Below are 26,484 nucleotides of genomic sequence, written 5' to 3'. Positions count from 1 at the left end.
GCATCGCCGATGGTAGTGTGGGGCTTCCCCATGTGAGAGTAGGTCATCGTCAAGCTCCTATCCCCAAACCCCCAATCCGTGAAAACGGGTTGGGGGTTTGGCTTTGTGCGCTAGAAAAGTTCGGGGCGCTGAGCGTGGTTTTCTAGCGGTCGAGCAGGCGCCGCTGCTTGCCTTGCGCTGCGATGGCTAACCAGAGTGCGAGCTCTTGTAAGCACGCAACTGAAGACATAAAAAAGCCACCCGGAGGTGGCTTTTTTCTTTGCAGATTCAGTCAGTCGCCGCGGTATTCGCAGCCGCTGGTACAGGTTTCCTTGATACAGATACGGGAGAGTTCTGGCAGAACTGGCTTGAGTTTCTGCCAGATCCACTTGGCGAGGTTCTCGCTGGTGGGGTTCTCCAGCCCAGGGATGTCGTTAAGGTAGTTGTGATCGAGCACATCGTAGATCGGCTTGAAGATCGCCTTGATTTCGGAGAAGTCGCGAATCCAGCCGGTGTAAGGGTCTACCTCACCCTCAATGTAGATGGCCGCACGGAATGAATGACCATGCAGGCGACCGCATTTGTGACCTTCCGGCACATGCGGAAGGCGGTGGGCGGATTCGAAAATGAATTCTTTGAACAGTTCCAATCTTTGGTGCTCTATGACGGGCTGGTCGCGAGGGGCGACCAAAGCTGGTGGATAGTTTAACAGCTTACCCCGCAGAGTCGCTTCAGTGCTTGCCGCGCAAACGCTGCAGCTCACTGTTCAGCCAGTCGGCTGATGGCTGTTTCTTGCCTTGGCAATCGACCTGATAGAGAGTGCCGCTGAAGCTGCTTTCGGTTGCCGCGCGGACAATGAAGTCTTCCGCGGAGTCCACCAGTCCTTTGTCATTCAGATAGTCGAGTTTCTTCTGCAGATGGGCACGAGCATCGGCGGGGGCGTGTTCGTCGCCGTTGCGAATGAAGGTGCAGCCACTGCTCTCGACAAAGCCAAGTAGCTCGGCGACTTCCTGCTGGCCCTGAGCGTTCAAGGCGGCTTCGGCATTACCAAGAGTAAGCAGGTAACTGCCGGCAAGTCCGAGGCGTCTGAGATGTTTCATTGGGGGGGCATTCCTTTGCGAAGTGCTGCTGCGCGTTAGAGCGGTTGTAGACGATCGGCGAGGCGACCGCTATCGGCCAGTTCGAGAAATTCGTCACCGAGGCGTTCGCTTTCGGCCATCGCCTGGCGCCAGTAACTCTCGCGACCCATGTCATTGCCTAGGAAGCGTTTGAAATCGCTACGATCCGGCAGCTTGCCGTGTGGTAGGGCGGCCAGGTACTCGCGGGAGGGGGAGAGCAGCAGTACATCCTGCAGGCGCTGTGTATCTCCACGTCGCCAGGGCAGGCCCTTGTCGAACCAGCCTGGCACAACCTTGTCGGTGAAGTGCGGATAGAGCACCACGCCGTCGCCGGCATAAGGCAAGTCCAGGTGATAGTCGAGTAGGCCGCCGTCACGATAAGCGCCCGGCTCCAGCCCTGGAATTTCGCGAATGGCTTCCATCACCATGGGAATTGAGCCGGATGCTAGCAGTGCCTGGCGCAGGTTGCTGCTGTCGAGGGCATGGAAGTGCGAGCGAAAGTCTTCAAGCTTGGCCAGTGGTGGAACCTGGCGAATATCGTGGAGAATGACCCGGTCGAAATGGCGCGCCAAACGTTGGCGGGCGAGCAGATTGTTGCCAATCACCGAGGACAATCCCAGGCCGAGTTTACCCTTGTGGTCATGGCGCAGCAGGCCATGGCTCTTCACCACGACAATATTCAGGCGGTAAAGCGGGTTGTTCAAGACTGCCGCATCTTGCCCATCGAGCAGTTCATCGAGCAGCCTGACGCAACTGCGCGAGACCTCGGCCATGCTCACACCCTTGGCGAAGCGCTGGCTGGTGTACAGCTCGCCGAGGCGCCGAATACCGGCGCTGGCGTCAGGCAGGCAGGCGCTGGCGAAGCGCCAGGAACCAATCGAGGCGCCGATCAGTGTGCGTTCACGTGGAACACGTGGCAGCCAGTCGCCAAACAGGGCCAGATCGAGCCCCTGAATCCCCAGACCTTTCGGCCCGCCAGCGGCGCCAGGCAGAATGGCGACATCGGCGGGTTGAAGGCCACGCTCACGGATAAGTGTCAGGGCCCGCTTGCCGGCACGCAAGCTGAGGGCGGGTGACTTGATATGGATGGCGCTCATACGGGTCTCCAACGGACAAGCGAGCGATTATAGTGACCTGGGTCGCCAGGCCAAGCAGGTTCAGCGGGTGAATGATGCAGCCATCTTCGAGCCGATTCAGTTTGAGTTAAGTCGCCTTGGGTATCTTGGCTCTCGTAGCAAGCACATACCGCTTACCAAGGAGAATCACCATGAAAATACTGACCGCCCTGTTTACCACCGTTGCTCTTGTCACCTCTGCTGGCCTGGCCCAGGCCCGTGATCTGGGACCGGATGAGGCGCTCAAACTGCGTGATGCAGGTACCATTCAATCCTTTGAAAAGCTCAATGCGGCGGCCATCGCCAAGCATCCGGGCGCGACGGTGGAAGACACCGAGCTGGAGCATGAGCACGGTCGCTATGTCTATCAGGTCGAGTTGCGTGATGCCCAGAACCAGCAATGGGATCTGGAGCTGGACGCCACCTCCGGCCAAGTCCTGCAAGATCATCGGGATGACTAATGAAGTTCGTGGCACGTTATAGCGGGATCGTCGTCATGGTTCTCGCGGTACTGGCACTTGAGGTGCAGGCCCGCGACCTGGGGCACGACGATGCGCTACGCCTGCACCAGAAAGGCGTCATCCTTTCTCTTGAGCAACTGGTGCAAACGGCCCTGGATCGCTATCCGGGGTCACGTTTGCTGGAGGCCGAGCTGGAGGAAGAAGACGATGTACTGGTCTATGAGGTCGAGCTGCTGAGCAGTGACGGCACGGTGCGCGAGCTGGAACTGGATGCCCGCGATGGGCGCCTTCTTAAGGACGAGGTGGAGGACTGATGCGCCTGCTGCTGGTTGAAGACCATGTGCCACTGGCCGATGAGCTGATCGCCGGCCTGGGCCGCCAAGGTTATGCGCTGGACTGGCTGGCCGATGGCCGGGACGCTGTTTACCAGGGTGCCAGTGAACCTTATGACCTGATCATTCTCGATCTTGGCCTGCCGGGTAAACCCGGGCTTGAGGTACTGCGCGAATGGCGCGCCGGTGGCCTGGCCACCCCGGTGCTGATTCTGACTGCGCGTGGCTCCTGGGCTGAGCGCATCGACGGCCTCAAGGCCGGTGCGGATGATTACCTGACCAAGCCGTTTCATCCGGAAGAACTGGCCCTACGTATCCAGGCGCTGCTGCGTCGGGCCCATGGCCTGGCCAACCAGCCGCAACTGGAGGCTGCTGGGCTGCAACTGGATGAGGGCCGCCAATGCGTAACGCGCAATGGCCAGGAGATCGAGCTGACGGCCGCCGAGTTCCGCCTGCTGCGTTATTTCATGCTGCACCCGGGGCAACTCCTGTCGAAAAGTCATCTGGCTGAACACCTCTACGATGGTGAGACCGAGCGCGACTCCAATGTTCTCGAAGTGCATGTCAACCGCCTGCGCGGCAAGCTCGGGCGCGAGGTGATCGAGACTCGCCGTGGCCAGGGTTATCGCTTCAGCGGAGTGAGCGGGTGAAGTCGATCCAGCGTCGTCTCAGCCTCGGCCTGGCCGGGGCGTTACTGCTGGTGGGGCTGGCTCTGGCCCAGGCCAGCCTGTGGCTGTTCGATCACAGCTTGCGCAGCTATCTGGAGAGCGGCCTGCGCGATGAAGCCGAAGCCTTGCTGATTGCCATCGTGCGTGGCCCGCAGGGTGTGCAGCTGGATGAACGGCGGCTGACCTCGGCCTATCAACGGCCTTTCTCCGGGTTGTACTTTCGCATCGACTTTGCCGAGCAGAGTTGGCGCTCGCGCTCCTTGTGGGATCGCCAGTTGCCCCAGGTACCGAGCGCCGGTTTGCAGGCGGAGCTGGGCGATGGCCCTCACGGTCAGCGACTGCTGGTCTGGCGTGGTGACTATCAGCGCTATGGCCAACGTTTCACGATTGTCGTAGCCCAGGACTACACCCCGATTCTGCAGAGCTTTCGGCGCATCGAATGGATTGGCTTGGGCCTCGGCGGCGGCGCTCTACTGCTGATTCTGCTGGCACAGCGTTACACCGTGCGCTCGGCGTTGCGCCCGCTTGAGCAGGTGCGCCAGCAGCTCGTCCAGCTGCAGAATGGCCAGCGCAGTGAGCTGGATGCCAGCGTACCGGTCGAGCTTGCGCCCCTGGTGACCCAGGTCAACCACCTGCTGGCCCATACCGAAGACACCCTGCGGCGCTCGCGCAATGCCCTTGGCAATCTCGGCCATGCCTTGAAAACCCCATTGGCGGTGCTGCTCAGCCTGAGCAGTCGCGCAGAGCTACGGGAGCAGCCGGAGCTGCAGAGTGGCTTGCGTGAGCAGTTGACGCAGATCGAACAGCGCCTGGCGCGCGAGTTGGGGCGCGCTCGTCTGGCTGGCGACGTATTGCCTGGTGCGCATTTCGATTGTGCGCAGGAGTTGCCGGGGTTGCTGAGCACGTTGCAGATGATTCACCCGCAGGGCTTGGAGCTCGATTGGCAGGCGCCGCCGGGGCTGCGTTTGCCCTGGGACCGTGAAGACATGCTCGAACTGCTCGGCAATCTGTTGGACAACGCCTGCAAGTGGGCGCAGGCAAGGGTCGCGTTGCGCGTTGCCAGTGATGCCGGTGGTTATACGCTGGATATCGAGGATGACGGCCCTGGAATCGCCGAAGCGCTGCGCCGCGATGTGCTCGAGCGAGGCGTGCGTCTCGACGAGCAGGTGAGTGGCCACGGACTGGGGCTGGGCATCGTGCGCGATATCGTCGAGGCCTGGGGCGGCAGCATCGCCCTGCATGACAGTGCTCTCGGCGGCTTGCGTGTGGCCATTCATCTGCCCGCGCGTGGCTTGTCTAAGTTAGGCGGATAAAAAGCCCGGCATTTGCCGGGCTTTTTCATTATCGGGCTGAATTACATGCCGTTGGCGAACGCGGCAATGTTCAGGTCGATCGATTCGCGCACCGGTTTCAGGGCCACACCGTATTTGCCGAGGATATCCAGGGCGTAATCGATCCGCTTGCGGATGCGCAGATCGTCTTCGTTGGCTGCCTGGCCAGTGTTCAGCACGGCTTCTACCTGACGCACGATGAGGTGCTCGGGTAGATAACCCAGGCGGCAGTTCTTGTAGCCGGAGGCACGCAGCTCGCTGATCGGGTAGGCACCACCGATACCCGAGGACACACCGACCAGCAGAGCCGGTTTGTGCGCCAGCTCGAACTTGCTGGCGTAGAGGAAGAAATTCTTGATCGCCGGCGCGGCCATGCCGTTCCACTCCGGAGCGATCACCACCAGCGCATCAGCCGCCAACAGTTGCCGTTGATAGGCGTCCCAAGGGCCTTGATCATCACTCGGCCAGAGCGGCAGGGGCTGTTCACCCAGGTCGATCACGCTGACGCTGGATGCACTGGCCAGATCCAGGTCGATCAGGCGTTGCTGGAGAAAGCGGGCTACCTTGGCGGATTGGCTGTCGCGACGGCTGGAGCCGGCGACCAGGACGATATTCAACATGCGCAACTCTCATCAGGGAAGACTGGGCGCAGAGGCTAGCGAGCGCTCTGGGGCGGGGCAAGGGGGATGACGCCAGGCGCACCGACGGAATGCGTCAACCCGGCACCTTGGCGGTGCCGGGGCGGTATGCTGCATCAGACGCGGAACTGATCCATCAGGCCCTGTTGGTGGTTGGCCAGTTTGTTCAGCGACTGGCTGACCTGTGCCGATTCTTCGGCCTGACCAGAGAGCGTTTCGGTGACATCGCGGATATTGGCCACGTTGCGATTGACCTCTTCGGCCACCGCGCTCTGTTCCTCTGCGGCGCTGGCGATCTGCAGGTTCATATCGTTGATCACGCTGACCGCCTCGCCGATGCTGCGCAGAGCAGTCACCGCCTGTTCGACCTGCTCGACGCTGCCTTGGGCCTGTTTGTGGCTGCTGTGCATGGTGCTGACCACTTCGCGGGTGCCGCTCTGCAGCCCCTCGATGACCTGACGGATTTCCTCTACCGAGTCCTGGGTACGCTTGGCCAGATTGCGTACTTCGTCGGCGACCACGGCGAAGCCACGGCCCGCCTCACCGGCGCGGGCCGCTTCGATGGCGGCGTTGAGGGCCAGCAGGTTGGTTTGTTCGGCGATGGCGCGGATCACTTCCAGCACCGAGCCGATCTTCTCGCTGCTGCTGGCCAGGCCTTCGACCTCCTGCATGGCTGCACTCAGCTCGGCGGCCAGTTGTTCGATCGACAGCGTAGTGCGGTCGATCACCGCCAGGCCTTCGCGGGTCGCCGCATCGGCGCTGCGTGCCGCATCGGCGGCCTGGGCGGCGTTGTTGGCCATGTCATGCGCGGTGGCGCTCATTTCCTGGGAGGCGGTGGCCACCTGGTCGACTTCGCGGAACTGCTGCTGCATGCCGGCGCTGGTCTGGCTGGCGATGGCGGCAGATTGGTCAGCGGTCTGACGGGCATCCTGCACACTGCGTTTGACGTCAGCGATCACCGGTTGCAGCTTGTCGAGGAAGCGGTTGAACCAGCCTGCCAGGGTGCCCAGCTCGTCGGCCTTGGCGTATTCCAGGCGGCGTGTCAGGTCGCCTTCGCCGCTGGCAATGTTCTGCAGCATGGCGGCCACGTCGAGAATCGGCCGGGTCACGCCACGCGCGGTCAGCCACATCAACAGCACGCCGAGGAGAATGGCGATCAAGGCCAGCAGCAGGGCCACGGCGGTGTCATCGGTACGTTGTTGATCGAGCTGGTCTTCCAGCTGCTGGGCTGGGCCGAGCAGGGTGGTTAGCGGCACTTCGAGCAGCACGGCCCAGGGTTTGGATTCAGGGATCGGCAGCAGCGGCTCCAGCACGCGCAGCATGCTTTCATGTTCGATGAACTGCGATTGGCCGCTGCCTACCAGCGCCGTCAGTTCGCTGCCTTCGCCCGGGTAGGCCGTTTCTGCGGGCTTGCCCAAGATGCCGGCATTAGGGCTATGCCCGGCCAGCAGGCCGGCGGGACTGAGGATGCTGACTTCGCCCTCACCGTCGTACAACTCCTGGCTGGCCTGGCTGCTGAGCTCTTGCAGGCTTTCCAGACTGATATCGACGCCCAGCACGCCGATGACCTTGTCGTTCTGGATCAGGGGAAAGGCGATGCTGGTCATCAGCACCTGCTTGCCGTTGATATCGTCGTAATAAGGGTCAAGCACACAGGCCTTGCGGGAGTCGCGCGGGCAGGTGTACCAGGCATTGTAGGGCGTGCCGCTGGCCCCGGCCGTGGTGTCGCTGAGCTGCGCCTCGTCCATTGCCTCGGACTCCAGCTGGCCTGGTGTGCTCTGCGACCAATATAGAGAGAAGCGCCCGCTGTCGTTGCTGCCCAGCTCTGCCTGGCCGGCAAATAGTTCGTCCTTGCCATCCAGGCTATTGCTCTCGAAGACCACGTAGAGGCCAATCAGGTTGGGGTTGGCATCCAGCGCGGTGCGCACCTGACGAGTCAGGTCTTCGCGCAGGTCGAACGCATCGAGGAAGCGCTTTTCCGCCTGATCCTTGAGGAACAGCACCTGGCGCGAGAATCCCTTGCCGTACTGGTAGGCATCCATGAAGTAGCGCTGAATGCGGATGCCCTGCAGTTCGCCACGGGCGCCCATGCGCAGGCGGGCGGACTCTTCGAGCATGTTGGCACTGGCGTCCTTGACCAGTTCGGCGCCTTGCTTGGACTGGTACAGCGAGGCGCCGACCAGCAGCGTGACGATGGCCAGCAGGCAGAGCCCGGCGAGGAGGGTGATTTTCCACTGGATGGACAGACTACGGGACTGCATCGGCAGGGTCCTTATCAGTTCAGACTACAAGCTCTGTATCGGTGCGCGCAGAGCAGACTTGATGCTTGCGCTAGCGAAATACAGAGCCACATGAGCATTCAGGGGGAGCAGCTGAAATCCAAGGCAAGAATTATGCACAGTTTGCTCAGTATCCTGCACGTCTTTAGTTTTGACAGAAGCTGACCCATCGGGCAGAGTGCTGCGCTTTTTTGTCGGGCTCTGCTGCTCGATATTTCTTATCCTGATGGGAGTGAGTCATGAACGCAGTCGTTGCCGCAGTCGGCATCATGCTGGTCCTCAGCCTGTGCCGCGTACATGTCGTGGTGGCCCTGATCGTTGGCGCCCTGGCCGGTGGCCTGTTAGGTGGTCTGGGCGTGGAGGGTTCGCTGGCGGCCTTCAACAAGGGCCTGGGCGCGGGTGCCACGGTGGCGCTGTCGTATGCCTTGCTGGGTGCGTTCGCCGTGGCGATTGCCAAGTCCGGTCTGGCCCATGCCCTGGCCGACAAGGCCTTGGCCCTGGTCGGGCGTAATGAGGCGAAGGGTTCCAGCGAGGTCAAGTGGCTGCTGATCGGCCTGCTGCTGGCGGTATCGGTGTCGTCGCAGAACATCCTGCCGATCCACATCGCCTTCATCCCGCTGCTGGTTCCGCCGCTGCTGTATGTGCTAACCAAATTGCAGATCGACCGCCGACTGATCGCCTGCGTGATCACCTTCGGCCTCATCACGCCCTACATGTTCCTGCCGGTGGGTTTCGGTAGCATTTTCCTCAACGACATCCTGCTGGCCAACGTGGTCAAGGGCGGTGTGGACGTGGTCGGCGTCAACGTCACTGAGGCCATGCTGATCCCGGCTATCGGCATGCTGGTGGGGCTGCTGATCGCGGTGTTCTTCAGCTATCGCAAGAAGCGCATCTACGACCTGGAGAAGATCGAACAGGCCGAGCAGGTCAGCGTCACCTATAACCCGCTGAGCCTGCTGGTGGCCGCAGTGGCCGTGGCGGCGGCCTTTGTCGTGCAGCTGTGGCTGGACTCGATGATTGTCGGGGCGCTGGTCGGCTTCGTGATTTTCTCGGTGTCCGGCGTGGTGCGTTGGAAGGAAGCGGACGACCTGTTCACCGAAGGCATGAAGATGATGGCCATGATCGGCTTCATCATGATTGCCGCCCAGGGCTTTGCCGAGGTGATGAACGCCACCGGTGATGTGAAGACCCTGGTCGATGCCTCGACGGCCTGGATCGGCAATAGCAAGGCCATCGGTGCATTGCTGATGCTGCTGGTTGGTCTGTTGGTGACCATGGGTATTGGCTCGTCCTTCTCCACCGTACCGATCATTGCGGCGATCTTCGTGCCGCTGGGCGTGCAGCTGGGCTTCAGTCCGCTGGCCATCGTCAGCATCATCGGCACCGCCGGTGCCCTGGGCGATGCCGGCTCGCCAGCTTCCGACTCGACCCTCGGGCCGACCTCCGGGCTGAATGTCGACGGTCAGCACAACCACATCTGGGACAGCGTGGTGCCGACCTTCCTGCATTACAACCTGCCGCTGCTGGTATTCGGCTGGGTCGCGGCGATGGTGCTGTAAAGGAAGAAAAGCCATTGCCGGCTAGACTGTGCTGACCGACTGGTCGCACAAGTTATCGACGGGGTTGCCGATAAGTCGGCAGCCCCGTTTTGCATTCGGACGGTTCAAACAAGAGGAATGGATGATGCGTCTTACCCTGAAAAGCAAAGTTCTGCTGCTGGCCTTGCTGCCGGTCATTCTGTTCGCTGTGGTCCTCAGCGGTGCGGCGGCCAAGATCCTGCTGGGTTTAGCAGAGGATGAAGTCAGGGAAACGCGCGAGCGTCTGATGTTGGAGAGCCGCCAGGAACTGCAGCACTACATGCAGATTGCCCTGGGTTCGGTGCAGAGCCTGTATGACGCGGCCAGTCAGGGCGATATGGCCAGCCGCGAGCAGGCGATCGCCATTCTGGCGCAGATCAAATACGGCAAGGATGGTTACTTCTTCGGTCACGACTCGCAGGTGGTGCGCCTGTTCCGCGGCGCCAGCCCGGTGGATGTCGGCAAGAACCTGTCTGATCGCAAGGACCCCAACGGCGTCTACGTCAACCGCGAGCTGGTGCGGGTGGCCAAGGACGGTTCCAACTACGTCGAGTACAGCTCGCCATTGCCGACCGATGACAGCGTGCTGGTACCTAAACTGGCCTACAGCTATTACCTGCCCAAGTGGGATCTGGCCCTGGGCACGGCGGTCAATCTGGATGGCGTCGAGGCACAAGTGGCTGAGGTGGAGGCGGCTATCGACGAGCGTGTCGGCACCATCCTCACCAGCATCCTGGTGATCGCCCTGGTCATGCTGGTGCTGTTCGGCGTTATCGGCCTGGCCTTGAGCAATGCGTTCCTGCGTCCGCTGCAACTCATCAAAGCCAACCTCGACGACATCGCCGCAGGCGAGGGCGATCTGACTCGCCGTCTGCCGGTTACCAGCCAGGATGAGCTGGGTGAACTGGCGGGCTCGTTCAACCGTTTTGTCGAGAAGATCCACAGCCTGGTACGGCAGATCGCCGAGATGACTGGCCAGCTGACGGTGCTGGTCGGCGAGGTCGCGACCCAGGCGCAGCGCTCGGAGCAGGCCATGGAGCGCCAGCGCCATGAGACCGATCAGGTGGCGACGGCGATCAACGAAATGTCTGCTGCCGCCCATGAAGTCGCGCGCAGCGCCCAGGGCGCGGCCGAGGCGGCGCAGCAGACCGACGGTGAAGGCCAGGCGGCCAAGCGCGTGGTGGATGGCAGCATCCAGCGTATCCATGCCCTTGTAGATGATATCCGCAGCAGTGGCCTGTCCCTCGACACCCTGCAGCAGGATGTGCAGTCGATTGTCAGCGTGCTCGATGTGATTCGCTCCATCGCCGAGCAGACCAACCTGCTCGCGCTCAACGCCGCCATCGAGGCGGCGCGTGCCGGTGAGGCCGGGCGTGGTTTTGCCGTGGTCGCCGACGAGGTACGCGCCCTGGCCAGCCGTACCCAGCAGAGCACCCAGGAAATCCAGGGCATGATCGATCGCCTGCAGGGCGGAACCCGGGATGCGGTCACGGCCATGCGCCGTTCCAGCGATGCTGGTGACGCTACCAGCGAGCAGGCCAACCAGGCCGGTGCTTCGCTGGATGCGATTGCCCAACTGATCGGTACCATCAATGCGATGAACGCGCAGATTGCTAGTGCCGCCGAAGAGCAGACGGCAGTCGCCGAAGAGATCAACCGCAGCGTGCACCAGATCGCCGTGGCGGTGGACAGCGTGGCCGAGGAAACCCGCCATGGTGCCGAGACCTCGCGCAACCTTGCGGGGCTGGGCGAGCGCCTGGGCACCTTGGTGCGGCAGTTCCGGATCTGAGTCGCCGCTGTGAGTAAAAGGGCGCCGCAGGGCGCCTTTTTCATTCTGTGTGCTGTGTGAGCGCGAGCTCTTGTAGCCCGAATGAAATCCGGAGAATGCACGCTCCCTGATTTCACCCGGCTACAAGGCGCACTCTGTGGGGGCTGCTTCAGCCCATGTTGGCCTTTTCACAGAAACAAAAAACCCGGCCTTGGCCGGGTTCTTCGTCGCGATTAACGCCTCACTGGGCGATAGCCACCAGGCCCGCCTGTTGCACCAGCTCCAGCAGCGGCTGCGGATAGACGCCGAGGAAGAACGCCAGTAGAGCGACGAACAGCAGCATCATGCCGCCGGCACGTTGCGCCCAGTGCAGCTCCGCATCGTGGCGGCGCAAGTTGGGCTCGACCATGAACAGGGTGACCATGACGCGCAGGTAGTAGAACACGCCAATCGCGCTACCCAGCACCAGTGCGCCGAGCAGCCACCACTGCTGCGCTTGCACGCCGGCGGCGACCACGTAGAACTTGCCGATAAAGCCGGCGGTCAGCGGGATGCCGGCCAGCGACAGCATCATCACGGTCAACACGGCAGTCAGGTATGGCCGGCGCCAGAACAGGCCGCGGTACTCGTACAGGGCATCGGCATCGCGGCCGCTGTAGGGCGTCGACATCAGGGTGATAACGCCGAACGCACCGAGGCTGGTCAGCACGTAGGTGGCCAGGTACACGCCGACCGCTTCCACGGCCAGGCCCTTGCTGGCGATCAGCGCCACCAACAGGTAGCCGAAGTGGGCGATGGAGGAATAACCGAGCAGGCGCTTGAGGTTGTTCTGCAGCAGGGCCAGCAGGTTACCGAAGAGGATCGAGGCGATTGCGATAACCGTCAGCAGCTCGGTCAGCCAGCCACCGGCGGTAACCGGCGAGATCTGATACAGACGCAGCAGCACGGCGAACACCGCGACCTTGCTGGCGGTTGCCAGGAAGGCAGCCACCGGTGCCGGCGCGCCTTCGTAGACGTCCGGGGTCCACAAGTGGAAGGGCACCAGCGACAGCTTGAAGGCCAGGCCGATCAGCATCATGCCGAGGCCGATCTGCGCCAGCAGGCTCGGCAGGCCGTCAGCAGCCAGCTTGGCGCCGATGCCGGCGAAGCTCAGGCTGCCGGACTCGGCGTAGAGCAGGGCCATGCCGAACAGCAGGAAGGCCGAACCGGCGGCCGACAGCACCATGTACTTGATGCCGGCTTCCAGCGAACGCTTGTTGAAGAAGGCGTAGGCGATCATGCCGTAGGTCGGCACCGACAGCAGTTCCAGGCCGATGAACAGACCAGCCAGGTGCTGCGCGCTGACCAGTACCAGGCCGCCGGCGGCGGACAGCAGCATCAGCAGATACAGCTCTTCACGGTTGCCCGGATAGCCCTTGCCCGACTCACCGCCCAGATAGGCGTGGATCAGCGTCACGCAGGCCAGGGTCGAAGCCAGCACCAGGGCCATGTAGTAGCAGGCGAACTTGTCTACCAGCAGTAGCGGGGTAACTTCGATGGGCGTTACGCCCAGGGCCGGAATCAGCGACAGCAGGGCCAGGTTGAGGCCCAGCACCGACAGGCCGAAGGTCATCGCATGGTTACGTTTCCAGGCGATGGCCAGCATCACCAGCACCGCAGTGGCACTGGTGATCAGCAGCGGCAGCAGCGCGATGAAATGTTGAGTCGTCAGTTGCATAGCATGACTTTCCATTAAGCAGCTTACCGGGCCAAAACAGGTTGATTGAGAGCGCTACCCAGCCACTGCTGCACGCCTTGCATGCTGGCGGCCGAGGTGTCGAGCACCGGTTGCGGGTAGACGCCCAGCAGGATCAGCAGCACGGCCAGGCCCAGCACCATGCTCAGTTCGCGCGGTTTCAGGCCGGGCAGAGTGGTGTCCGCCTTGGCCGGGCCGAAGTAGGCGCGATGAATCATGATCAGCGAGTAGACCGAGCCGAACACCAGGCCGGTCGCGGCCAGCACGGTGACCCACGGCGCGCTCTGGAAGCTGCCGACCAGGATCAGGAACTCACCGACGAAGTTGCCGGTGCCCGGCAGGCCCAGGGCGGCAGCGGCAAAGAACAGGCTCACGGCTGGCAGCCAGGGCATGCGTGCCCAGATCCCGCCCATCTCGCGCATGTCACGAGTGTGCAGGCGCTCGTAAAGCTGGCCGCAGAGGATGAACAGTGCCGCAGCGGACAGACCGTGGGCCATCATCTGCACCACCGCGCCTTGCAGGGCAATCTCACTGGCGGAGTAGATGGCGATCAGCACAAAACCCATGTGCGACACGCTGGAGAAGGCCACCAGGCGCTTGATGTCGGTCTGGGCGAACGACAGCAGGGCGCCGTAAATGATGGCGAACACGCCGAGCCACTGGGCGATCGGCGCGAACTCGGCCGAAGCGTTGGGGAACAGCGGCAGGGCGAAGCGCATCAGACCGTAGGCGGCGGTTTTCAGCAGGATACCGGCCAGGTCCACGGAACCAGCGGTCGGGGCCTGGGCGTGGGCGTCCGGCAGCCAGGAGTGGAACGGCACCACCGGAAACTTCACCGCGAAGGCGATAAAGAAGCCGAGCATCAGGATGTACTCGGTGCCGGCGGCCATCTTGGTTTTCAGCAGGTCGGCGTAGTTGAAGGTGAGGACGCCGGTCTGGTCGAAGTGCACGAATACCAGGCCGAGGATCGCCACCAGCATCACCAGGCCGCTGGCCTGGGTGAAGATGAAGAACTTGGTGGCGGCATAGATGCGTGTCTTGCCGTCGCTACCGCTGTGACCCCAGAGCGCGATGAGGAAGAACATCGGCACCAGCATCATTTCCCAGAAGAAGAAGAACAGGAACAGGTCGACGGCGAGGAACACGCCAACCACGCCGCCGAGGATCCACATCAGGTTGAGGTGGAAGAAGCCGACGCGGTTCTGGATCTCGTTCCACGAGCAGAGTACGGACAGTACACCGAGCAGGCCGGTGAGGCTGATCATCAGTACCGACAGACCGTCCAGCGCCAGGTGCACGCTGATGCCGAGTCGTTCGATCCACTGCAGCTGGAATTCGGCAGCCCAGACCGGATCGGCGCCCGGTGCGGGAGCAAGGCTGAAGTCGCCGGTGGCCCACAGCCACAGGCCCAGGCCGAACAGCAGGCCCATGGTCAGCAGGGCGATCCAGCGTGGCAGAGTGTTACCGAAACGCTCGAGCTGCCAGCACAGCAGGCCGCCGATAAAGGGGATCAGGATTAGCCAGGGCAGAATCATGACGGTTGGATTTCCTTAATTCAGAATCAGCAGCAGGCCGAGCACCAGTACGGCGCCCCCGGCGATAGACGTGGCGTACCAGCGCACCTGACCGGTCTCGCTGCGAGCCAGCAGGGCGTTGCCGCCCCGGGCCAGGCGCGGGATCAGGCTGATGCTGCGGTCGATCGGGTCACGCCCGAGCAGACGGCAGAGCAGCAGGTAGGGGCGCACGAACAGCTTGTCGTAGAGCCAGTCGAAGCCCCAGGCGGCAAACCACCAGGCCGACAGGAAACGACCCGGGCCGCTCTGCGCAACGGCCGTGGCGAAGCTGCGCTTGCCGAGGAACAGCAGTGCAGCCAGGACGATACCGGCCAGGGCGATGGCGCCGGACGCGATCTCCAGGCTGTGCTTGGCCTCGCCACCGGCATGGCCGAGGCTCTGCGGCAGTACACCGGCCAGCGGCGGAGTGATCAGCGCGCCGATAAAGGTCGACAGCACGATCAGCACACCCAGCGGCAGCCAGTGGGCCACACCGTGGCCAGCATGGGCCTCGGTCTGCTGCTCGCCATGGAAGGCGATGAAGATCAGGCGGAAGGTGTAGATCGAGGTCAGGAAGGCACCGGCCAGGCCGGCGTACAGCAGCCACTGGTGGCCACTGGCGAAGGCTTCCCAGAGAATCTCGTCCTTCGAGTAGAAACCGGCGGTGATCAGCGGCAGTGCAGCCAGGGCGGCGCCACCGACGATGAAGCTGGCGTAGGCCAGCGGCAGTTTCTTCCACAGGCCGCCCATCTTGAAGATGTTCTGCTCATGGTGGCAGGCGTTGATCACCGCACCGGAAGCGAGGAACAGCAGGGCCTTGAAGAAGGCGTGGGTCATCAGGTGGAAGATCGCCGCGTCCCAGGCCTGCACGCCAAGGGCGAGGAACATGTAGCCGATCTGGCTCATGGTCGAGTAGGCGAGGATGCGCTTGATGTCGGTCTGCACTAGTGCGGCGAAGCCGGCCAGGACCAGGGTCACGCCGCCGACGATGCCGACCAGCTCGAGGATGTCCGGGGTCAGCAGGAACAGACCGTGGGTCCGCGCGATCAGGTAGACGCCGGCGGTGACCATGGTCGCCGCGTGGATCAGTGCGGAAACCGGGGTCGGACCGGCCATGGCATCGGCCAGCCAGGTCTGCAGCGGCAGCTGGGCGGATTTACCCACTGCGCCGCCAAGCAGCATCAGGGTGGCGATCCACAGCCAGCTGTCACCGGCCACGTACTTCTGCGGCGCCAGCACCATCAGCTCCTGGATATTCAGGGTGCCGAGGTGCAGGAACAGGATGAACAGGCCGATGGCCATGAACACGTCGCCAACGCGGGTGACGATGAAGGCCTTCAGCGCTGCATTGCCGTTCGGCGTGTGCTTGAAGTAGAAGCCGATCAGCAGGTAGGAACACAGCCCCACGCCTTCCCAGCCGAAGTACAGCACCAGCAGGTTATCGCTGAGCACCAGCAGCAGCATGCTGAAGATGAACAGGTTGGTGTAGGCGAAGAAGCGCGAATAGCCCTCTTCACCGCGCATGTACCAGCTGGCGAACAGGTGGATGAGGAAACCGACGCCGGTGACCACGCCGAGCATGGTCAGCGACAGGCCGTCCAGGTACAGGGTGAAGCTCGGCGCGAAGCCGGCGACATTCATCCACTGCCACAACACCTGGGTGAACACGCCATTTGCTGGCGGGTTGAGGTTGAACTGCAGGATCACCCAGGCGGCGGTCAGCGCCGACAGGCCGACCGAGCCGACGCCGATCAGGGCGGAGAGGTTCTCGGAGAAGCGGCCACGGGAGAAGGCCAGCAGAAACCAGCCGAGCAGGGGGAACAGACAAGTCAGGAATAGAAGATTCATCCGCGCATCTCGCTGGCAGCGTCGATATCGAGGGTGTGGAAGCGGCGATACAGCTGCAGCAGGATCGCCAGGCCGATACTGGCCTCGGCGGCAGCCAGGGTGATCACCAGAATGAACATGATCTGCCCGTCGGCCTGTACCCAGCGGCTGCCGGCAACGACGAAGGCCAGGGCGGTGGCGTTCATCATCACTTCCAGGCTCATCAGGATGAACAGGATGTTGCGCCGCACCATCAGGCCGATCAGGCCCAGGCTAAATAGCACGCCGGCCAGGGCCAGGCCGTGCTCCATGGGAATTGCATTCATGGCGTTGCATCCTTAGCTTCGTGGCGGCCCAGGTGGTAGGCGGCGACCAGGGCGGCGAGCAGCAGCATCGAGGCCAGCTCGACGGCCAGCAGATAGGGGCCGTACAGGGCGATACCCACGGCTTTAGCATCCACGGTCACCAGACCGATGGAAGCACCGCTCGGGGCCTGGAACAGCACATAAAGCAGCTGGCCGAGGAGAATCGCGGAGAGAATCGCCGGTCCGGTCCAGATGCCGGGCGTCAACCATTTCTTCTCCTGCTCGGCGGCAGCCGGGCCGAGGTTGAGCATCATCACCACGAAGACGAACAGCACCATTATCGCGCCGGCGTAGACGATGATCTCCAGCGCGCCGGCGAAGGGGGCGCCGAGGGCGAAGAAGGTCATGGCCACGGCCAGCAGCGAGAGAATCAGATAAAGCAGGGCGTGCACCGGATTGCTCGCGGTGATGACCCTGAACGTGGACGCCACGGCAACGCCCGCAGCGAGGTAGAAAGCGAATTCCATGTCCTCTCCTTAGGGCAACAGGCCTTTGACGTTGATCGGTTCGGCTTCGTTTTGTGCAGCGCCTTTCGGCTTGCCAGCGATGGCCATACCGGCAACGCGGTAGAAGTTGTAGTCCGGGTTCTTGCCCGGGCCGCTGATCAGCAGGTCTTCCTTCTCGTACACCAGGTCCTGACGCTTGAACTCGCCCATCTCGAAGTCCGGGGTGAGCTGGATCGCCGTGGTCGGGCAGGCTTCTTCGCACAGGCCACAGAAAATGCAGCGCGAGAAGTTGATGCGGAAGAAGTCCGGGTACCAGCGACCGTCCGGCATCTCGGCCTTCTGCAGCGAGATGCAACCAACCGGGCAGGCCACGGCGCACAGGTTGCAGGCCACGCAGCGTTCTTCGCCGTCGGGGTCGCGGGTCAGCACGATGCGGCCACGGTAGCGCGGCGGCAGGTAGACCGGCTCTTCCGGGTACTGCAGGGTGTCGCGTTTACGGAAGCCGTGACTGAACACCATCACCAGGCTGCGCAGTTGGGTCCAGGTGCCATGCACCACATCCCAGATGTATTTGATCATCGCTATTACTCCTTACTGGGCCGTAGCCAGCACAACGGCGCCGGTCACCAGCAGGTTGATCAGGGTCAGCGGCAGACAGAACTTCCAGCTGAAGGCCATGACCTGGTCATACCGCGGGCGCGGAATTGAGGCGCGCAGCAGGATGAAGATCATGATGAAGAAGCAGGTTTTCAGGGCGAACCAGATAAACGGGATCTGCGGCAGGATGCCGAACGGGCCGTGCCAGCCACCGAAGAACAGAGTCACCAGCAGCGCCGAAATGGTCACGATGCCGATGTATTCACCGACGAAGAACATGCCCCATTTCATCCCGGCATATTCGATGTGATAACCGTCGGCCAGTTCCTGCTCCGCTTCCGGCTGGTCGAACGGGTGACGGTGAGTCACCGCCACGCCAGCGATGAAGAAGGTACAGAAACCGAAGAACTGCGGAATGATGAACCACAGGTTCTCGGCCTGGTAATCGACGATATCGCGCATGTTGAACGAGCCAACCTGAGCGACGATACCCATCAGCGCCAGGGCCAGGAATACCTCGTAGGACACCGTCTGTGCCGAGGCGCGCAGGGCGCCGAGCAGGGCGAACTTGTTGTTGCTCGACCAGCCGGCGAACAGCACCGCATACACCGACAGACCTGCCATGGCGAAGAAGAACAGGATGCCGATGTTCAGGTCCGCCACACCCCAGGTCGGGGTAACCGGGATGATCGCGAAGGCCATCAGCATGGCGGCGAAAGCGATCATCGGCGCCAGGATGAAGATCGCCTTGTCGGCGAACGGCGGCGTCCAATCTTCCTTGAAGAACATCTTGATCATGTCGGCTGCGATCTGGAACATGCCGAACGGGCCAACGCGGTTGGGGCCGTAGCGGTCCTGCCACCAGCCGAGCAGGCGGCGTTCGATGAAGCTCAGCAGCGCACCGCAGACCACGACTACCAGCAGAATCACGATGGCCTTGAGCACCGCGATCAGCACGTCCATCACCTCAGGTGTCAGCCAGCTCATTGCGCGGCCTCCTGGATGGTGGTGACCACGGCACCGGCCAGCAGCGCCGGGATGCCTGTTAGGCCGACCGGCAAACCGGCCAGACCAACGGCCATATCTTCGTTGATCTGCAGTGGCAGGCGCAGAGTCTGACCACCTACGTTCAGGCTGAGCCAGGCACCGTCGTTAACACCCAGACGGTCGGCTTCGGCCTTGGCCAGCGCTACATACGGCTGTGGGATGCGCTCCTGCAGCGGCGCGGCGCGGGCAGAGGTTTCTTCGCTGCCGAACAGGTGATGCAGCGGAACGGCTTGCAGGGTGCCTTGTGCTGGATTGAACGCGGCGTTGACGGCAAACCACGGCAGGCTCTCGCCTTTGGCCTCGATCAGACGCACGCCCGGATCACCGGCACGCAGGTGACCGCCGACTTCGTCCTGGAACTTGTTCCAGGCTTGCGGCGAGTTCCAGCCCGGCGACCAGGCGAACGGGATCTGCTGACGGTCTTCCTTGCTGCCCGAATAGCCTTCCATGGAGAAAGCGAAGGCCGAGTCCTGGTCCTGCGGCTGACGCGGCTCATGCACGCTGATGTTGGCGCGCATGGCGGTACGGCCGCTGTAGCGGTGAGGTTCACGGGCCAGCTTGAGGCCCTTGATGCGGAACGAGGCAGTCGGCGCAGCAGCAGTGATGCCAGTCAGCAGATTGCTGCTGGCGGCGCAGGCTGCGGTGACCTGATCCAGCTGAGTCCAGTCGACGGTCTTGCCCTGCATTGTGCTGTGCAGTGCGTGCAGCCAACGCCAGCCTTCGCGAACCAGAATGTTGCTGTCGTAGTAGCTCGGCTCGAACACCTGGAAGAAACGCTGGGCGCGGCCTTCCAGGCTGACCAGGGTGCCGTCGCCTTCGGCAAAGCTGGCAGCCGGCAGCAGCAGGTGGGCCTTGGCGCTGGTGGCGGTCTGCTGGTGGTCGGCAACGATCACCACCTTGGCGGCTGCCAGGGCGGCATCCACCTTGGCGGCATCGGCGCGGCGGTACAGGTCGTTTTCCAGCACGATCACGGCGTCGGCCTGGCCGGCAGTCAGGGCTTCCAGGGCGGTGTCCAGCGACTCGCCACCAAACAGGGCCAGGCCCATGCTGTTGGCTTCCGGGACGACCAGGCTGATGGAGCCGTTCTTCTCGCGATTTTTCAGCGCGCTGGCGATGTTGGCTGCGGCCTCGATCAGCTCCTTGCTGCCCAACGAGGCACCGGAGACGATCAGCGGACGCTTGGCACCCAGCAGGGCGTCGGCGATCAGTTGCACCAGCTCGGCGGCGTCGGCATCCAGGCCGGTCACGGCCGGGGCGCTCGGGTCGATAGCATGGGCCACGGCAAAGCCGATACGGGCCAGGTCGGCCGGGGCGGCGTGCACGCAGGCTTCGGCGATGTCGTCGAGGCGGGTCGGGGTGACGCTGGCGATGAACAGCGGGTGCAGAGCGTCCTGAGCGACGTTCTGCACGGCGGCCATGTGCCAGTCCTGGATCTTCATCGAGGCAGCGATTTCGGTGGCCTTGCCCTTGACCGCCTGGCGCAGGGCCAGGGCCATGCGCGCGGCGGTCTGGGTCAGGTCTTCACCGAGGACGAACACCGCGTCGTGGTGTTCCACCTCGCGCAGGGTCGGCACTGGCAGCGGGCCGTTCTGCAGGATGTCGCGGATCAGGCGCAGGTTGTCCAGCTCGGCAGCGGCGATCCCGCTGTAGTAGTTGGCTTCGCCGACCAGCTCACGCAGGGCGAAGTTACCTTCCAGGCTGGCGCGTGGCGAACCGATGCCGATCACGCGCTTGCCTTTGAGCAGCTCGGCGGCTTTGTCCAGTGCGGCATCCAGGCCAAGTTTTGCGCCATTGAAGAGCGGCTGGCGCGGACGGTCGTCGCGGTTGACGTAGCCGTAGCCGAAGCGGCCGCGGTCGCAGAGGAAATACTGGTTCACGTCACCGTTGAAGCGGTTCTCGATGCGGCGGATCTCGCCGTAGCGCTCGCCCGGGCTGGTGTTGCAGCCGCTGGCGCAGCCGTGGCAGATGCTCGGGGCGAACTGCATGTCCCACTTGCGGTTGTAGCGCTCGGAGTGGGTTTTGTCGGTGAACACGCCGGTCGGGCAGACCTCGACCAGGTTGCCGGAGAACTCGCTTTCCAGCGTGCCGTCTTCGACGCGGCCGAAGTACACGTTGTCGTGCGCGCCGTAGACGCCCAGGTCGGTGCCGCCGGCGTAGTCCTTGTAGTAGCGTACGCAGCGGTAGCAGGCGATGCAGCGGTTCATCTCATGGGAGATGAACGGGCCGAGCTGCTGGTTCTGGTGAGTGCGCTTGGTGAAGCGATAGCGGCGCTGGTTGTGGCCGGTCATCACCGTCATGTCTTGCAGGTGGCAGTGGCCGCCTTCCTCGCAGACCGGGCAGTCGTGCGGGTGGTTGGTCATCAGCCATTCGACGACACTGGCGCGAAACGCCTTGGATTCCTCATCGTCGATGGAGATCCAGGTGTTGTCGGTGGCCGGCGTCATGCACGACATGACGATGCGACCACGGGTGTCGTTTTCGTCGCTGTACTGTTTGACTGCGCACTGGCGGCAAGCGCCGACGCTACCGAGCGCCGGGTGCCAGCAGAAGTAGGGGATGTCGAGTCCGAGGGACAGGCAGGCCTGCAGCAGGTTGTCCGCCCCATCGACTTCAAAATCTTTGCCGTCTACGTGGATAGTGGCCATGGTTCAGGTTTCTTCTTTGCCCACCGAAGCAGGCTTGGCTAATGGAATCACGGTGTGTCACGGGGCCAGATAAGTGGCCGCCGTCACGCAAAACTTCACGCGGGGGCGAATTGCCCCGTCGTTGCCGGGGCGCTGTTGCTGGCTACGCCAGCCTCGAACTCCGGACGGAAATACTTGATCGCACTGCCCAACGGCTCGACGGCACCCGGTGCGTGGGCGCAGAAAGTCTTGCCGGGGCCGAGGAAGTTGACCAGGCCGAGCAGGGTGTCGATGTCCTGCTGGGTGCCTTGGCCACGCTCCAGCGCGCGGAGAATCTTCACGCTCCACGGAAGACCGTCGCGGCACGGCGTACACCAGCCACACGACTCGCGGGCGAAGAACTCTTCCATGTTGCGCAGCAGCGAGACCATGTTGACGCTGTCGTCTACCGCCAGCGCCAGGCCTGTGCCCATACGGGTGCCGACCTTGCCAATCCCGCCGGCATACATCAGGGCATCGAGGTGCTCGGGCAGCAGGAAACCGGTGCCTGCGCCGCCGGGCTGCCAGCACTTGAGCTTGTAGCCGTCGCGCATACCGCCGGCGTAGTCCTCGAACAGCTCGCGGGCTGGCAGGCCGAAAGGCAGCTCCCACAGGCCGGGGTTCTTCACCTTGCCGGAGAAGCCCATCAGCTTGGTACCCATGTCTTCGCTGCCCGGACGGGCGAGGGTTTTGTACCAGTCGACGCCGTTGGCGACGATCGCCGGCACGTTGCACAGGGTCTCGACGTTGTTCACGCAGGTCGGCTTGCCCCACACGCCGACGGCGGCGGGGAAGGGCGGCTTGGAGCGTGGGTTGGCGCGGCGGCCTTCCAGGGAGTTGATCAGCGCGGTTTCTTCACCGCAGATGTAGCGCCCGGCACCGGTGTGGACGAACAGCTCGAAATCGAAGCCGCTGCCGAGGATGTTCTTGCCCAGCAGGCCGGCGGCCTTGGCTTCCTCGATGGCGCGGTTGAGGTTGGCGGCCGCGTCGACGTACTCGCCGCGCAGAAAGATATAGCCGCGGTAAGCCTTGAGCGCGCGCGCGGAGATCAGCATGCCTTCCACCAGCAGGTGCGGCAGCTGCTCCATGAGCATGCGGTCTTTCCAGGTGTTGGGCTCCATCTCATCCGCGTTGCACAGCAGGTAGCGGATGTTCATGGATTCGTCGGCCGGCATCAGGCCCCACTTCACCCCAGTGGGGAAGCCCGCACCGCCGCGGCCCTTGAGGCCGGAGTCCTTGACCGTCTGCACGATATCGGCCTGGGCCATTTCGCCCAGGGCCTTGCGCGCGGCGGCATAGCCGTTCTTGGCCTGGTATTCCTCCAGCCACACCGGCTGCGCGTCGTCGCGCAGGCGCCAGGTCAGCGGATGGGTTTCTTCGCTGCGGGCTATGCGGTTGGCCGGGCCGATGGACGTCAGCGTTTTGCTACTCATACATAGGCCTCCAGCAGTTGGGTGATGCCATTGGCGTCGAGGTTGCCGTAGGTGTCGTCGTCGATCATCACCGCCGGGGCCTTGTCGCAGTTGCCCAGGCAGCACACCGGCAGCAGGGTGAAACGGCCGTCGGCTGTGGTCTGTCCGGGCACGATGCCGAGCTTGTCCTTGAGACTGTCGAGCAGGTTCTCGTGGCCGCCGACGAAGCAGGTCATGCTGTCGCAGACTCGAATGATGTGACGACCCACCGGCTGGCGGAAAATCTGACTATAGAAGGTGGCCACACCTTCGACATCGCTGGCCGGGATGCCGAGGATCGCGCCAATCGCATCGGCGGCGCCGTCCGGTACCCAGCCGCGCTCTTTCTGCACGATTTTCAGGGCTTCGATGCTAGCGGCGCGTGGGTCTTCGTAGTGATGCATCTCGTGCTCGATGGCCGAGCGCTCGGTTTCGCTGAGAGTGAAACGGTCAGTCTGGATTAGCGTGTTCATAATCAGCGGTCCACGTCGGCCATAACGAAGTCGATACTGCCCAGGTACGCGATAAGGTCCGCCACCATGCTGCCGCGGATCACCGAAGGGATCTGCTGCAGATGGGGGAAGCTGGGTGTGCGAATCCGGGTGCGATAGCTCATGGTGCTGCCGTCGCTCGTCAGGTAGTAGCTGTTGATGCCCTTGGTCGCCTCGATCATCTGGAAGCTCTCGTTGGCCGGCATCACCGGGCCCCAGGAGACTTGCAGGAAGTGAGTGATCAGGGTCTCGATGTGTTGCAGGGTGCGCTCTTTCGGCGGCGGCGTGGTCAGCGGGTGATCCGCCTTGTACGGGCCTGCCGGCATGTTGCGCAGGCACTGGTCGATGATCTTGATGCTCTGGCGCATTTCTTCGACACGGACCATGCAGCGGTCATAGGCATCGCCGTTGACGGCCAGCGGCACTTCGAATTCGAAGTTCTCGTAGCCAGAGTATGGGCGTGCCTTGCGCAGGTCGAAATCACAGCCAGTGGCGCGCAGGCCGGCACCAGTAGTGCCCCATTCCAGGGCTTCCTTGGTGTTGTACTGGGCCACGCCCTTGGTGCGGCCGATCAGGATGCTGTTCTTCAGTGCCGCCTTTTCGTACTCATCGAGGCGCTTGGGCAGCCAGTCGACGAACTCCTTGACCAGGCCGTCCCAGCCGCGCGGCAGGTCGTGGGCGACGCCACCGATGCGGTACCAGGCCGGGTGCAGGCGGAAGCCGGTGATGGCTTCGATCACCTTGTAGGCACGCTGGCGGTCGGTGAAGGTGAAAAACACCGGGGTCATCGCGCCGACGTCCTGGATATAAGTACCGAGGAACAGCAGGTGGCTGGTGATACGGAAGAACTCGGCCAGCATGATGCGGATCACGTCGACCTTTTGCGGCACGGTGATTCCGGCCAGTTTTTCCACGGCCAGCACATACGGCAGGTTGTTCATCACCCCGCCGAGGTAGTCGATGCGGTCGGTGTAGGGAATGAAGCTGTGCCAGCTCTGCCGTTCGGCCATCTTCTCAGCGCCACGGTGGTGGTAGCCGACTTCCGGAACGCAATCGACAATCTCTTCGCCATCGAGCTGCAGGATGATGCGGAACGCCCCGTGAGCAGAGGGGTGGTTGGGGCCGAGGTTGAGGAACATATAGTCCTCGTGCTCGCTGCCCCGCTTCATGCCCCAGTCTTCCGGCTTGAAGCGCGCCGACTCTTCCTCGAGCTGCTGCTTGGCCAGGGTCAGGCTGAACGGATCGAATTCGGTGGCGCGCGCCGGGTAGTCCTTGCGCAGCGGATGACCTTCCCAGGTCGACGGCATCATGATGCGGGTCAGGTGTGGGTGGCCCTGGAAGGTGATGCCGTAGAGGTCCCAGACTTCGCGTTCGTACCAGTTGGCGTTGGGCCAGATGCTGGTGACGCTAGGCACATTGAGGTCACCTTCTTTCAGGGCAACCTTGATCATGATGTCGCTGTTCCGTTCCAGCGACATCAGGTGGTAGAACACCGTGAAGTCTGCGCCCGGCAGGCCACGGCGCTGGGTGCGCAGGCGCTCGTCGACGCCATGCAGGTCGTAGAGCATGACGTAGGGGCGCGGCAGGTTGCGCAGAAAGGTCAGGACGTTGATCAGGCGGTCGCGCGCCACCCACAGCACCGGCATACCGGTGCGGGTGCTCTGCACGGTAAAGGCCTCGGCGCCAAAACGGGAATTCAGTTCGACGACCACATCTTGGTCGTCAGCCTTGTACGGCGGTATGGACAGAACGCTGTCTGCAGTCATGGTCTCGGTCGCTATCGGTCAACGGCGTCAGTAGGCGGGCTCAGTCGAGCCCAGGCTCACACTTCGTCGGGGCTGCGCAGATTGGTTACGGCGATCCGCTGTTCGCGGCGCTGTTCTTTCTGCGAAGGCATGTCGGCACGGTAAACCCCTTGATCACCGACCACCCAGGACAACGGGCGACGTTCCTGGCCGATGGATTCCTGCAGCAGCATCAGGCCTTGCAGGAATGCTTCGGGACGGGGCGGGCAACCGGGAATATAGACGTCGACCGGGAGGAACTTGTCGACCCCCTGGACCACGGAATAGATGTCGTACATGCCACCGGAGTTGGCGCACGAACCCATCGAGATCACCCACTTGGGTTCCAGCATCTGCTCGTACAGGCGCTGGATGACCGGAGCCATCTTGATAAAGCAGGTGCCGGCGATGACCATGAAGTCTGCCTGGCGCGGGGATGCGCGAATGACTTCCGCGCCAAAACGTGCCACGTCATGCGGCGCGGTAAAGGCGGTGGTCATTTCCACATAGCAGCAGGACAGGCCGAAGTTGTATGGCCAGAGGGAGTTCTTGCGCCCCCAGTTCACTGCGCCGTTAAGAACATCGGCAAGTTTGCCCATGTAGATGTTCTTGTGGACCTGGTCTTCTAGCAGCGGGTCGGAGACAGTCTCCCGCTCGCCGATCGGATACTGCTCATTAGGCGCATCCGGATCGATCCGAGTAAGTTTGTATTGCATCGCCAAAGCCTCATTGTTTTAGCTTCGCCTGCCGATTACGACGACCCTCGGGTGCCCAGTCGAGCGCACCGATACGCCAAAGATAGACAAGACCTGCCAACAGAATTGCTATAAAAACTGTAGCTTCGATCAGGCCGGCCCAGCCGCTTTCGCGTACCGAGACTGCCCAAGCGAAGAGAAAGAGAGCTTCAACGTCGAAGATCACGAACAGCATCGCGACCAGATAGAACTTTGCCGAGAGGCGCAGGCGTGCGCTGCCGACGGGCAGCATGCCGGATTCGAAGGGTTCGTTCTTGCTGCGCCCCCAGGCTTTGCTCCCCAGCAGGCTGGAAAGACCGAGCATGAAAGCGATGAGCCCGAAAACGCCGAGCAGGAATACAGCGAAAGCCCAGTTGTGGGACATGGTCGATACCGCATCAGGCATGCCGGTTCTCCTTGGGTAAGGGACGGCCTTCTATTATTGAAGAGGTACAACCCGGTTCGGGTTGCCCTGCAAAGTATGGGCGCAATTTTATGCGCGCATGGCCTAGTAAGTAAATTTTT

At 62.7% G+C, this 26,484-nt stretch carries 24 protein-coding genes; 6 read left to right on the top strand and 18 right to left on the bottom strand.

The features are described from left to right. Positions 1–271: 271 nt before the first annotated feature. The 3 genes from queD to H3H45_RS19940 all read right to left on the bottom strand — a co-directional run bounded on the left by queD (position 272) and on the right by H3H45_RS19940 (position 2,194). Positions 272–628, bottom strand: a complete 357-nt coding sequence (queD, locus tag H3H45_RS19950) for a 6-carboxytetrahydropterin synthase QueD (protein ID WP_182835441.1) — start codon at positions 626–628, stop codon at positions 272–274. An 82-nt stretch (positions 629–710) separates the two neighbouring features. After that, positions 711–1,079, bottom strand: coding sequence for a YfeK family protein (locus H3H45_RS19945; protein WP_182835440.1), 369 nt, complete (start codon positions 1,077–1,079; stop codon positions 711–713). A 35-nt stretch (positions 1,080–1,114) separates the two neighbouring features. Next, complete coding sequence (locus H3H45_RS19940; RefSeq protein ID WP_182835439.1) at positions 1,115–2,194, bottom strand: patatin-like phospholipase domain-containing protein; 1,080 nt, start codon at positions 2,192–2,194, stop codon at positions 1,115–1,117. A gap of 170 nt (positions 2,195–2,364) precedes the next feature. On the opposite strand from H3H45_RS19940, the gene H3H45_RS19935 reads away from it, so the two are divergent. Genes H3H45_RS19935 through H3H45_RS19920 form a run of 4 tightly spaced genes read left to right on the top strand, consistent with a single transcriptional unit; the run spans position 2,365 to position 4,986 of the window. Beyond that, positions 2,365–2,673, top strand: a complete 309-nt coding sequence (locus H3H45_RS19935) for a PepSY domain-containing protein (protein ID WP_182835438.1) — start codon at positions 2,365–2,367, stop codon at positions 2,671–2,673. Beyond that, positions 2,673–2,987 (top strand): PepSY domain-containing protein, encoded by a 315-nt coding sequence (locus tag H3H45_RS19930; RefSeq protein ID WP_182835437.1) that lies wholly within the window; start codon positions 2,673–2,675, stop codon positions 2,985–2,987. Before H3H45_RS19935 ends, H3H45_RS19930 begins: the two co-directional genes overlap by 1 nt. Then, a complete protein-coding gene (locus tag H3H45_RS19925; RefSeq protein WP_182835436.1) occupies positions 2,987–3,655 on the top strand; it encodes a response regulator transcription factor in 669 nt (222 codons plus the stop codon). The genes H3H45_RS19930 and H3H45_RS19925 overlap by 1 nt, the downstream gene beginning before the upstream one ends. Beyond that, on the top strand, positions 3,652–4,986 hold the full coding sequence (locus H3H45_RS19920) for an ATP-binding protein (protein WP_182835435.1): 1,335 nt from the start codon (positions 3,652–3,654) through the stop codon (positions 4,984–4,986). Before H3H45_RS19925 ends, H3H45_RS19920 begins: the two co-directional genes overlap by 4 nt. Positions 4,987–5,027: 41 nt before the next feature. Here the strand turns inward: H3H45_RS19920 and H3H45_RS19915 are convergent, their stop codons facing one another. Both H3H45_RS19915 and H3H45_RS19910 read right to left on the bottom strand, forming a co-directional pair. After that, positions 5,028–5,624, bottom strand: coding sequence for an NADPH-dependent FMN reductase (locus tag H3H45_RS19915; protein WP_182835434.1), 597 nt, complete (start codon positions 5,622–5,624; stop codon positions 5,028–5,030). A gap of 134 nt (positions 5,625–5,758) precedes the next feature. Continuing rightward, positions 5,759–7,903, bottom strand: a complete 2,145-nt coding sequence (locus H3H45_RS19910) for a methyl-accepting chemotaxis protein (RefSeq protein WP_182835433.1) — start codon at positions 7,901–7,903, stop codon at positions 5,759–5,761. Positions 7,904–8,160: 257 nt separating this feature from the next. Between H3H45_RS19910 and H3H45_RS19905 the strand changes: the two genes are divergently transcribed. Together H3H45_RS19905 and H3H45_RS19900 are read left to right on the top strand one after the other, a co-directional pair. Next, the gene (locus H3H45_RS19905; protein WP_182835432.1) at positions 8,161–9,480 is read left to right on the top strand and encodes a Na+/H+ antiporter family protein; all 1,320 of its coding nucleotides are present in this window, start codon (positions 8,161–8,163) and stop codon (positions 9,478–9,480) included. A gap of 121 nt (positions 9,481–9,601) precedes the next feature. After that, positions 9,602–11,287 carry a methyl-accepting chemotaxis protein gene (locus tag H3H45_RS19900; protein ID WP_182835431.1) on the top strand — a complete coding sequence of 562 codons (1,686 nt, stop codon included), beginning with the start codon at positions 9,602–9,604 and terminating at the stop codon, positions 11,285–11,287. Between the two features lie 220 nt (positions 11,288–11,507). Here the strand turns inward: H3H45_RS19900 and nuoN are convergent, their stop codons facing one another. From nuoN to H3H45_RS19835, 13 genes are all read right to left on the bottom strand, one after another. Then, on the bottom strand, positions 11,508–12,983 hold the full coding sequence (gene nuoN, locus H3H45_RS19895) for an NADH-quinone oxidoreductase subunit NuoN (RefSeq protein ID WP_182835430.1): 1,476 nt from the start codon (positions 12,981–12,983) through the stop codon (positions 11,508–11,510). A 23-nt stretch (positions 12,984–13,006) separates the two neighbouring features. Continuing rightward, entirely contained in the window at positions 13,007–14,536 is a 1,530-nt protein-coding gene (gene nuoM, locus H3H45_RS19890; protein WP_182835429.1) for an NADH-quinone oxidoreductase subunit M, read from the bottom strand. Between the two features lie 15 nt (positions 14,537–14,551). After that, complete coding sequence (nuoL, locus tag H3H45_RS19885; RefSeq protein WP_182835428.1) at positions 14,552–16,402, bottom strand: NADH-quinone oxidoreductase subunit L; 1,851 nt, start codon at positions 16,400–16,402, stop codon at positions 14,552–14,554. Then, complete coding sequence (nuoK, locus tag H3H45_RS19880; protein WP_182835427.1) at positions 16,399–16,707, bottom strand: NADH-quinone oxidoreductase subunit NuoK; 309 nt, start codon at positions 16,705–16,707, stop codon at positions 16,399–16,401. Before nuoK ends, nuoL begins: the two co-directional genes overlap by 4 nt. Beyond that, positions 16,704–17,213, bottom strand: a complete 510-nt coding sequence (nuoJ, locus tag H3H45_RS19875; protein WP_173207054.1) for an NADH-quinone oxidoreductase subunit J — start codon at positions 17,211–17,213, stop codon at positions 16,704–16,706. Before nuoJ ends, nuoK begins: the two co-directional genes overlap by 4 nt. Positions 17,214–17,222: 9 nt before the next feature. Next, positions 17,223–17,771 (bottom strand): NADH-quinone oxidoreductase subunit NuoI, encoded by a 549-nt coding sequence (nuoI, locus tag H3H45_RS19870; protein ID WP_182835426.1) that lies wholly within the window; start codon positions 17,769–17,771, stop codon positions 17,223–17,225. A 12-nt stretch (positions 17,772–17,783) separates the two neighbouring features. Further along, positions 17,784–18,776 (bottom strand): NADH-quinone oxidoreductase subunit NuoH, encoded by a 993-nt coding sequence (nuoH, locus tag H3H45_RS19865; RefSeq protein WP_182835425.1) that lies wholly within the window; start codon positions 18,774–18,776, stop codon positions 17,784–17,786. Continuing rightward, positions 18,773–21,481, bottom strand: a complete 2,709-nt coding sequence (nuoG, locus tag H3H45_RS19860) for an NADH-quinone oxidoreductase subunit NuoG (protein WP_182835424.1) — start codon at positions 21,479–21,481, stop codon at positions 18,773–18,775. The genes nuoH and nuoG overlap by 4 nt, the downstream gene beginning before the upstream one ends. 95 nt (positions 21,482–21,576) lie before the next feature. Further along, on the bottom strand, positions 21,577–22,932 hold the full coding sequence (nuoF, locus tag H3H45_RS19855; protein ID WP_182835423.1) for an NADH-quinone oxidoreductase subunit NuoF: 1,356 nt from the start codon (positions 22,930–22,932) through the stop codon (positions 21,577–21,579). Further along, positions 22,929–23,426, bottom strand: a complete 498-nt coding sequence (gene nuoE / locus H3H45_RS19850) for an NADH-quinone oxidoreductase subunit NuoE (protein WP_407926708.1) — start codon at positions 23,424–23,426, stop codon at positions 22,929–22,931. Before nuoE ends, nuoF begins: the two co-directional genes overlap by 4 nt. After that, complete coding sequence (nuoC, locus tag H3H45_RS19845; protein ID WP_182835422.1) at positions 23,426–25,207, bottom strand: NADH-quinone oxidoreductase subunit C/D; 1,782 nt, start codon at positions 25,205–25,207, stop codon at positions 23,426–23,428. Before nuoC ends, nuoE begins: the two co-directional genes overlap by 1 nt. 56 nt (positions 25,208–25,263) lie before the next feature. Further along, a complete protein-coding gene (locus H3H45_RS19840) occupies positions 25,264–25,941 on the bottom strand; it encodes a NuoB/complex I 20 kDa subunit family protein (RefSeq protein WP_173207044.1) in 678 nt (225 codons plus the stop codon). 10 nt (positions 25,942–25,951) lie between these two features. Beyond that, on the bottom strand, positions 25,952–26,365 hold the full coding sequence (locus tag H3H45_RS19835; RefSeq protein WP_173207042.1) for an NADH-quinone oxidoreductase subunit A: 414 nt from the start codon (positions 26,363–26,365) through the stop codon (positions 25,952–25,954). Positions 26,366–26,484: the final 119 nt, after the last annotated feature.

This window comes from Aquipseudomonas guryensis (assembly GCF_014164785.1).
Taxonomy (GTDB): Bacteria; Pseudomonadota; Gammaproteobacteria; order Pseudomonadales; family Pseudomonadaceae; genus Aquipseudomonas; species Aquipseudomonas guryensis.
This window is presented reverse-complemented; position numbering and strand designations above follow the sequence as displayed.

Excerpts from the sequence above, each read along its gene's own strand:
- H3H45_RS19840 (WP_173207044.1), bottom strand. The coding sequence starts at position 25,941 with ATGCAATACAAACTTACTCGGATCGATCCGGATGCGCCTAATGAGCAG.
- nuoI (WP_182835426.1), bottom strand. The coding sequence starts at position 17,771 with ATGATCAAATACATCTGGGATGTGGTGCATGGCACCTGGACCCAACTG.
- nuoK (WP_182835427.1), bottom strand. The coding sequence starts at position 16,707 with ATGAATGCAATTCCCATGGAGCACGGCCTGGCCCTGGCCGGCGTGCTA.
- H3H45_RS19930 (WP_182835437.1), top strand. The coding sequence starts at position 2,673 with ATGAAGTTCGTGGCACGTTATAGCGGGATCGTCGTCATGGTTCTCGCG.
- H3H45_RS19925 (WP_182835436.1), top strand. The coding sequence starts at position 2,987 with ATGCGCCTGCTGCTGGTTGAAGACCATGTGCCACTGGCCGATGAGCTG.
- nuoC (WP_182835422.1), bottom strand. The coding sequence starts at position 25,207 with ATGACTGCAGACAGCGTTCTGTCCATACCGCCGTACAAGGCTGACGAC.
- H3H45_RS19915 (WP_182835434.1), bottom strand. The coding sequence starts at position 5,624 with ATGTTGAATATCGTCCTGGTCGCCGGCTCCAGCCGTCGCGACAGCCAA.
- H3H45_RS19900 (WP_182835431.1), top strand. The coding sequence starts at position 9,602 with ATGATGCGTCTTACCCTGAAAAGCAAAGTTCTGCTGCTGGCCTTGCTG.
- H3H45_RS19835 (WP_173207042.1), bottom strand. The coding sequence starts at position 26,365 with ATGCCTGATGCGGTATCGACCATGTCCCACAACTGGGCTTTCGCTGTA.
- nuoF (WP_182835423.1), bottom strand. The coding sequence starts at position 22,932 with ATGAGTAGCAAAACGCTGACGTCCATCGGCCCGGCCAACCGCATAGCC.
- nuoM (WP_182835429.1), bottom strand. The coding sequence starts at position 14,536 with ATGATTCTGCCCTGGCTAATCCTGATCCCCTTTATCGGCGGCCTGCTG.
- nuoH (WP_182835425.1), bottom strand. The coding sequence starts at position 18,776 with ATGAGCTGGCTGACACCTGAGGTGATGGACGTGCTGATCGCGGTGCTC.
- H3H45_RS19940 (WP_182835439.1), bottom strand. The coding sequence starts at position 2,194 with ATGAGCGCCATCCATATCAAGTCACCCGCCCTCAGCTTGCGTGCCGGC.
- H3H45_RS19945 (WP_182835440.1), bottom strand. The coding sequence starts at position 1,079 with ATGAAACATCTCAGACGCCTCGGACTTGCCGGCAGTTACCTGCTTACT.
- nuoL (WP_182835428.1), bottom strand. The coding sequence starts at position 16,402 with ATGAATCTTCTATTCCTGACTTGTCTGTTCCCCCTGCTCGGCTGGTTT.
- nuoJ (WP_173207054.1), bottom strand. The coding sequence starts at position 17,213 with ATGGAATTCGCTTTCTACCTCGCTGCGGGCGTTGCCGTGGCGTCCACG.
- H3H45_RS19905 (WP_182835432.1), top strand. The coding sequence starts at position 8,161 with ATGAACGCAGTCGTTGCCGCAGTCGGCATCATGCTGGTCCTCAGCCTG.
- nuoG (WP_182835424.1), bottom strand. The coding sequence starts at position 21,481 with ATGGCCACTATCCACGTAGACGGCAAAGATTTTGAAGTCGATGGGGCG.
- H3H45_RS19910 (WP_182835433.1), bottom strand. The coding sequence starts at position 7,903 with ATGCAGTCCCGTAGTCTGTCCATCCAGTGGAAAATCACCCTCCTCGCC.
- H3H45_RS19935 (WP_182835438.1), top strand. The coding sequence starts at position 2,365 with ATGAAAATACTGACCGCCCTGTTTACCACCGTTGCTCTTGTCACCTCT.
- nuoN (WP_182835430.1), bottom strand. The coding sequence starts at position 12,983 with ATGCAACTGACGACTCAACATTTCATCGCGCTGCTGCCGCTGCTGATC.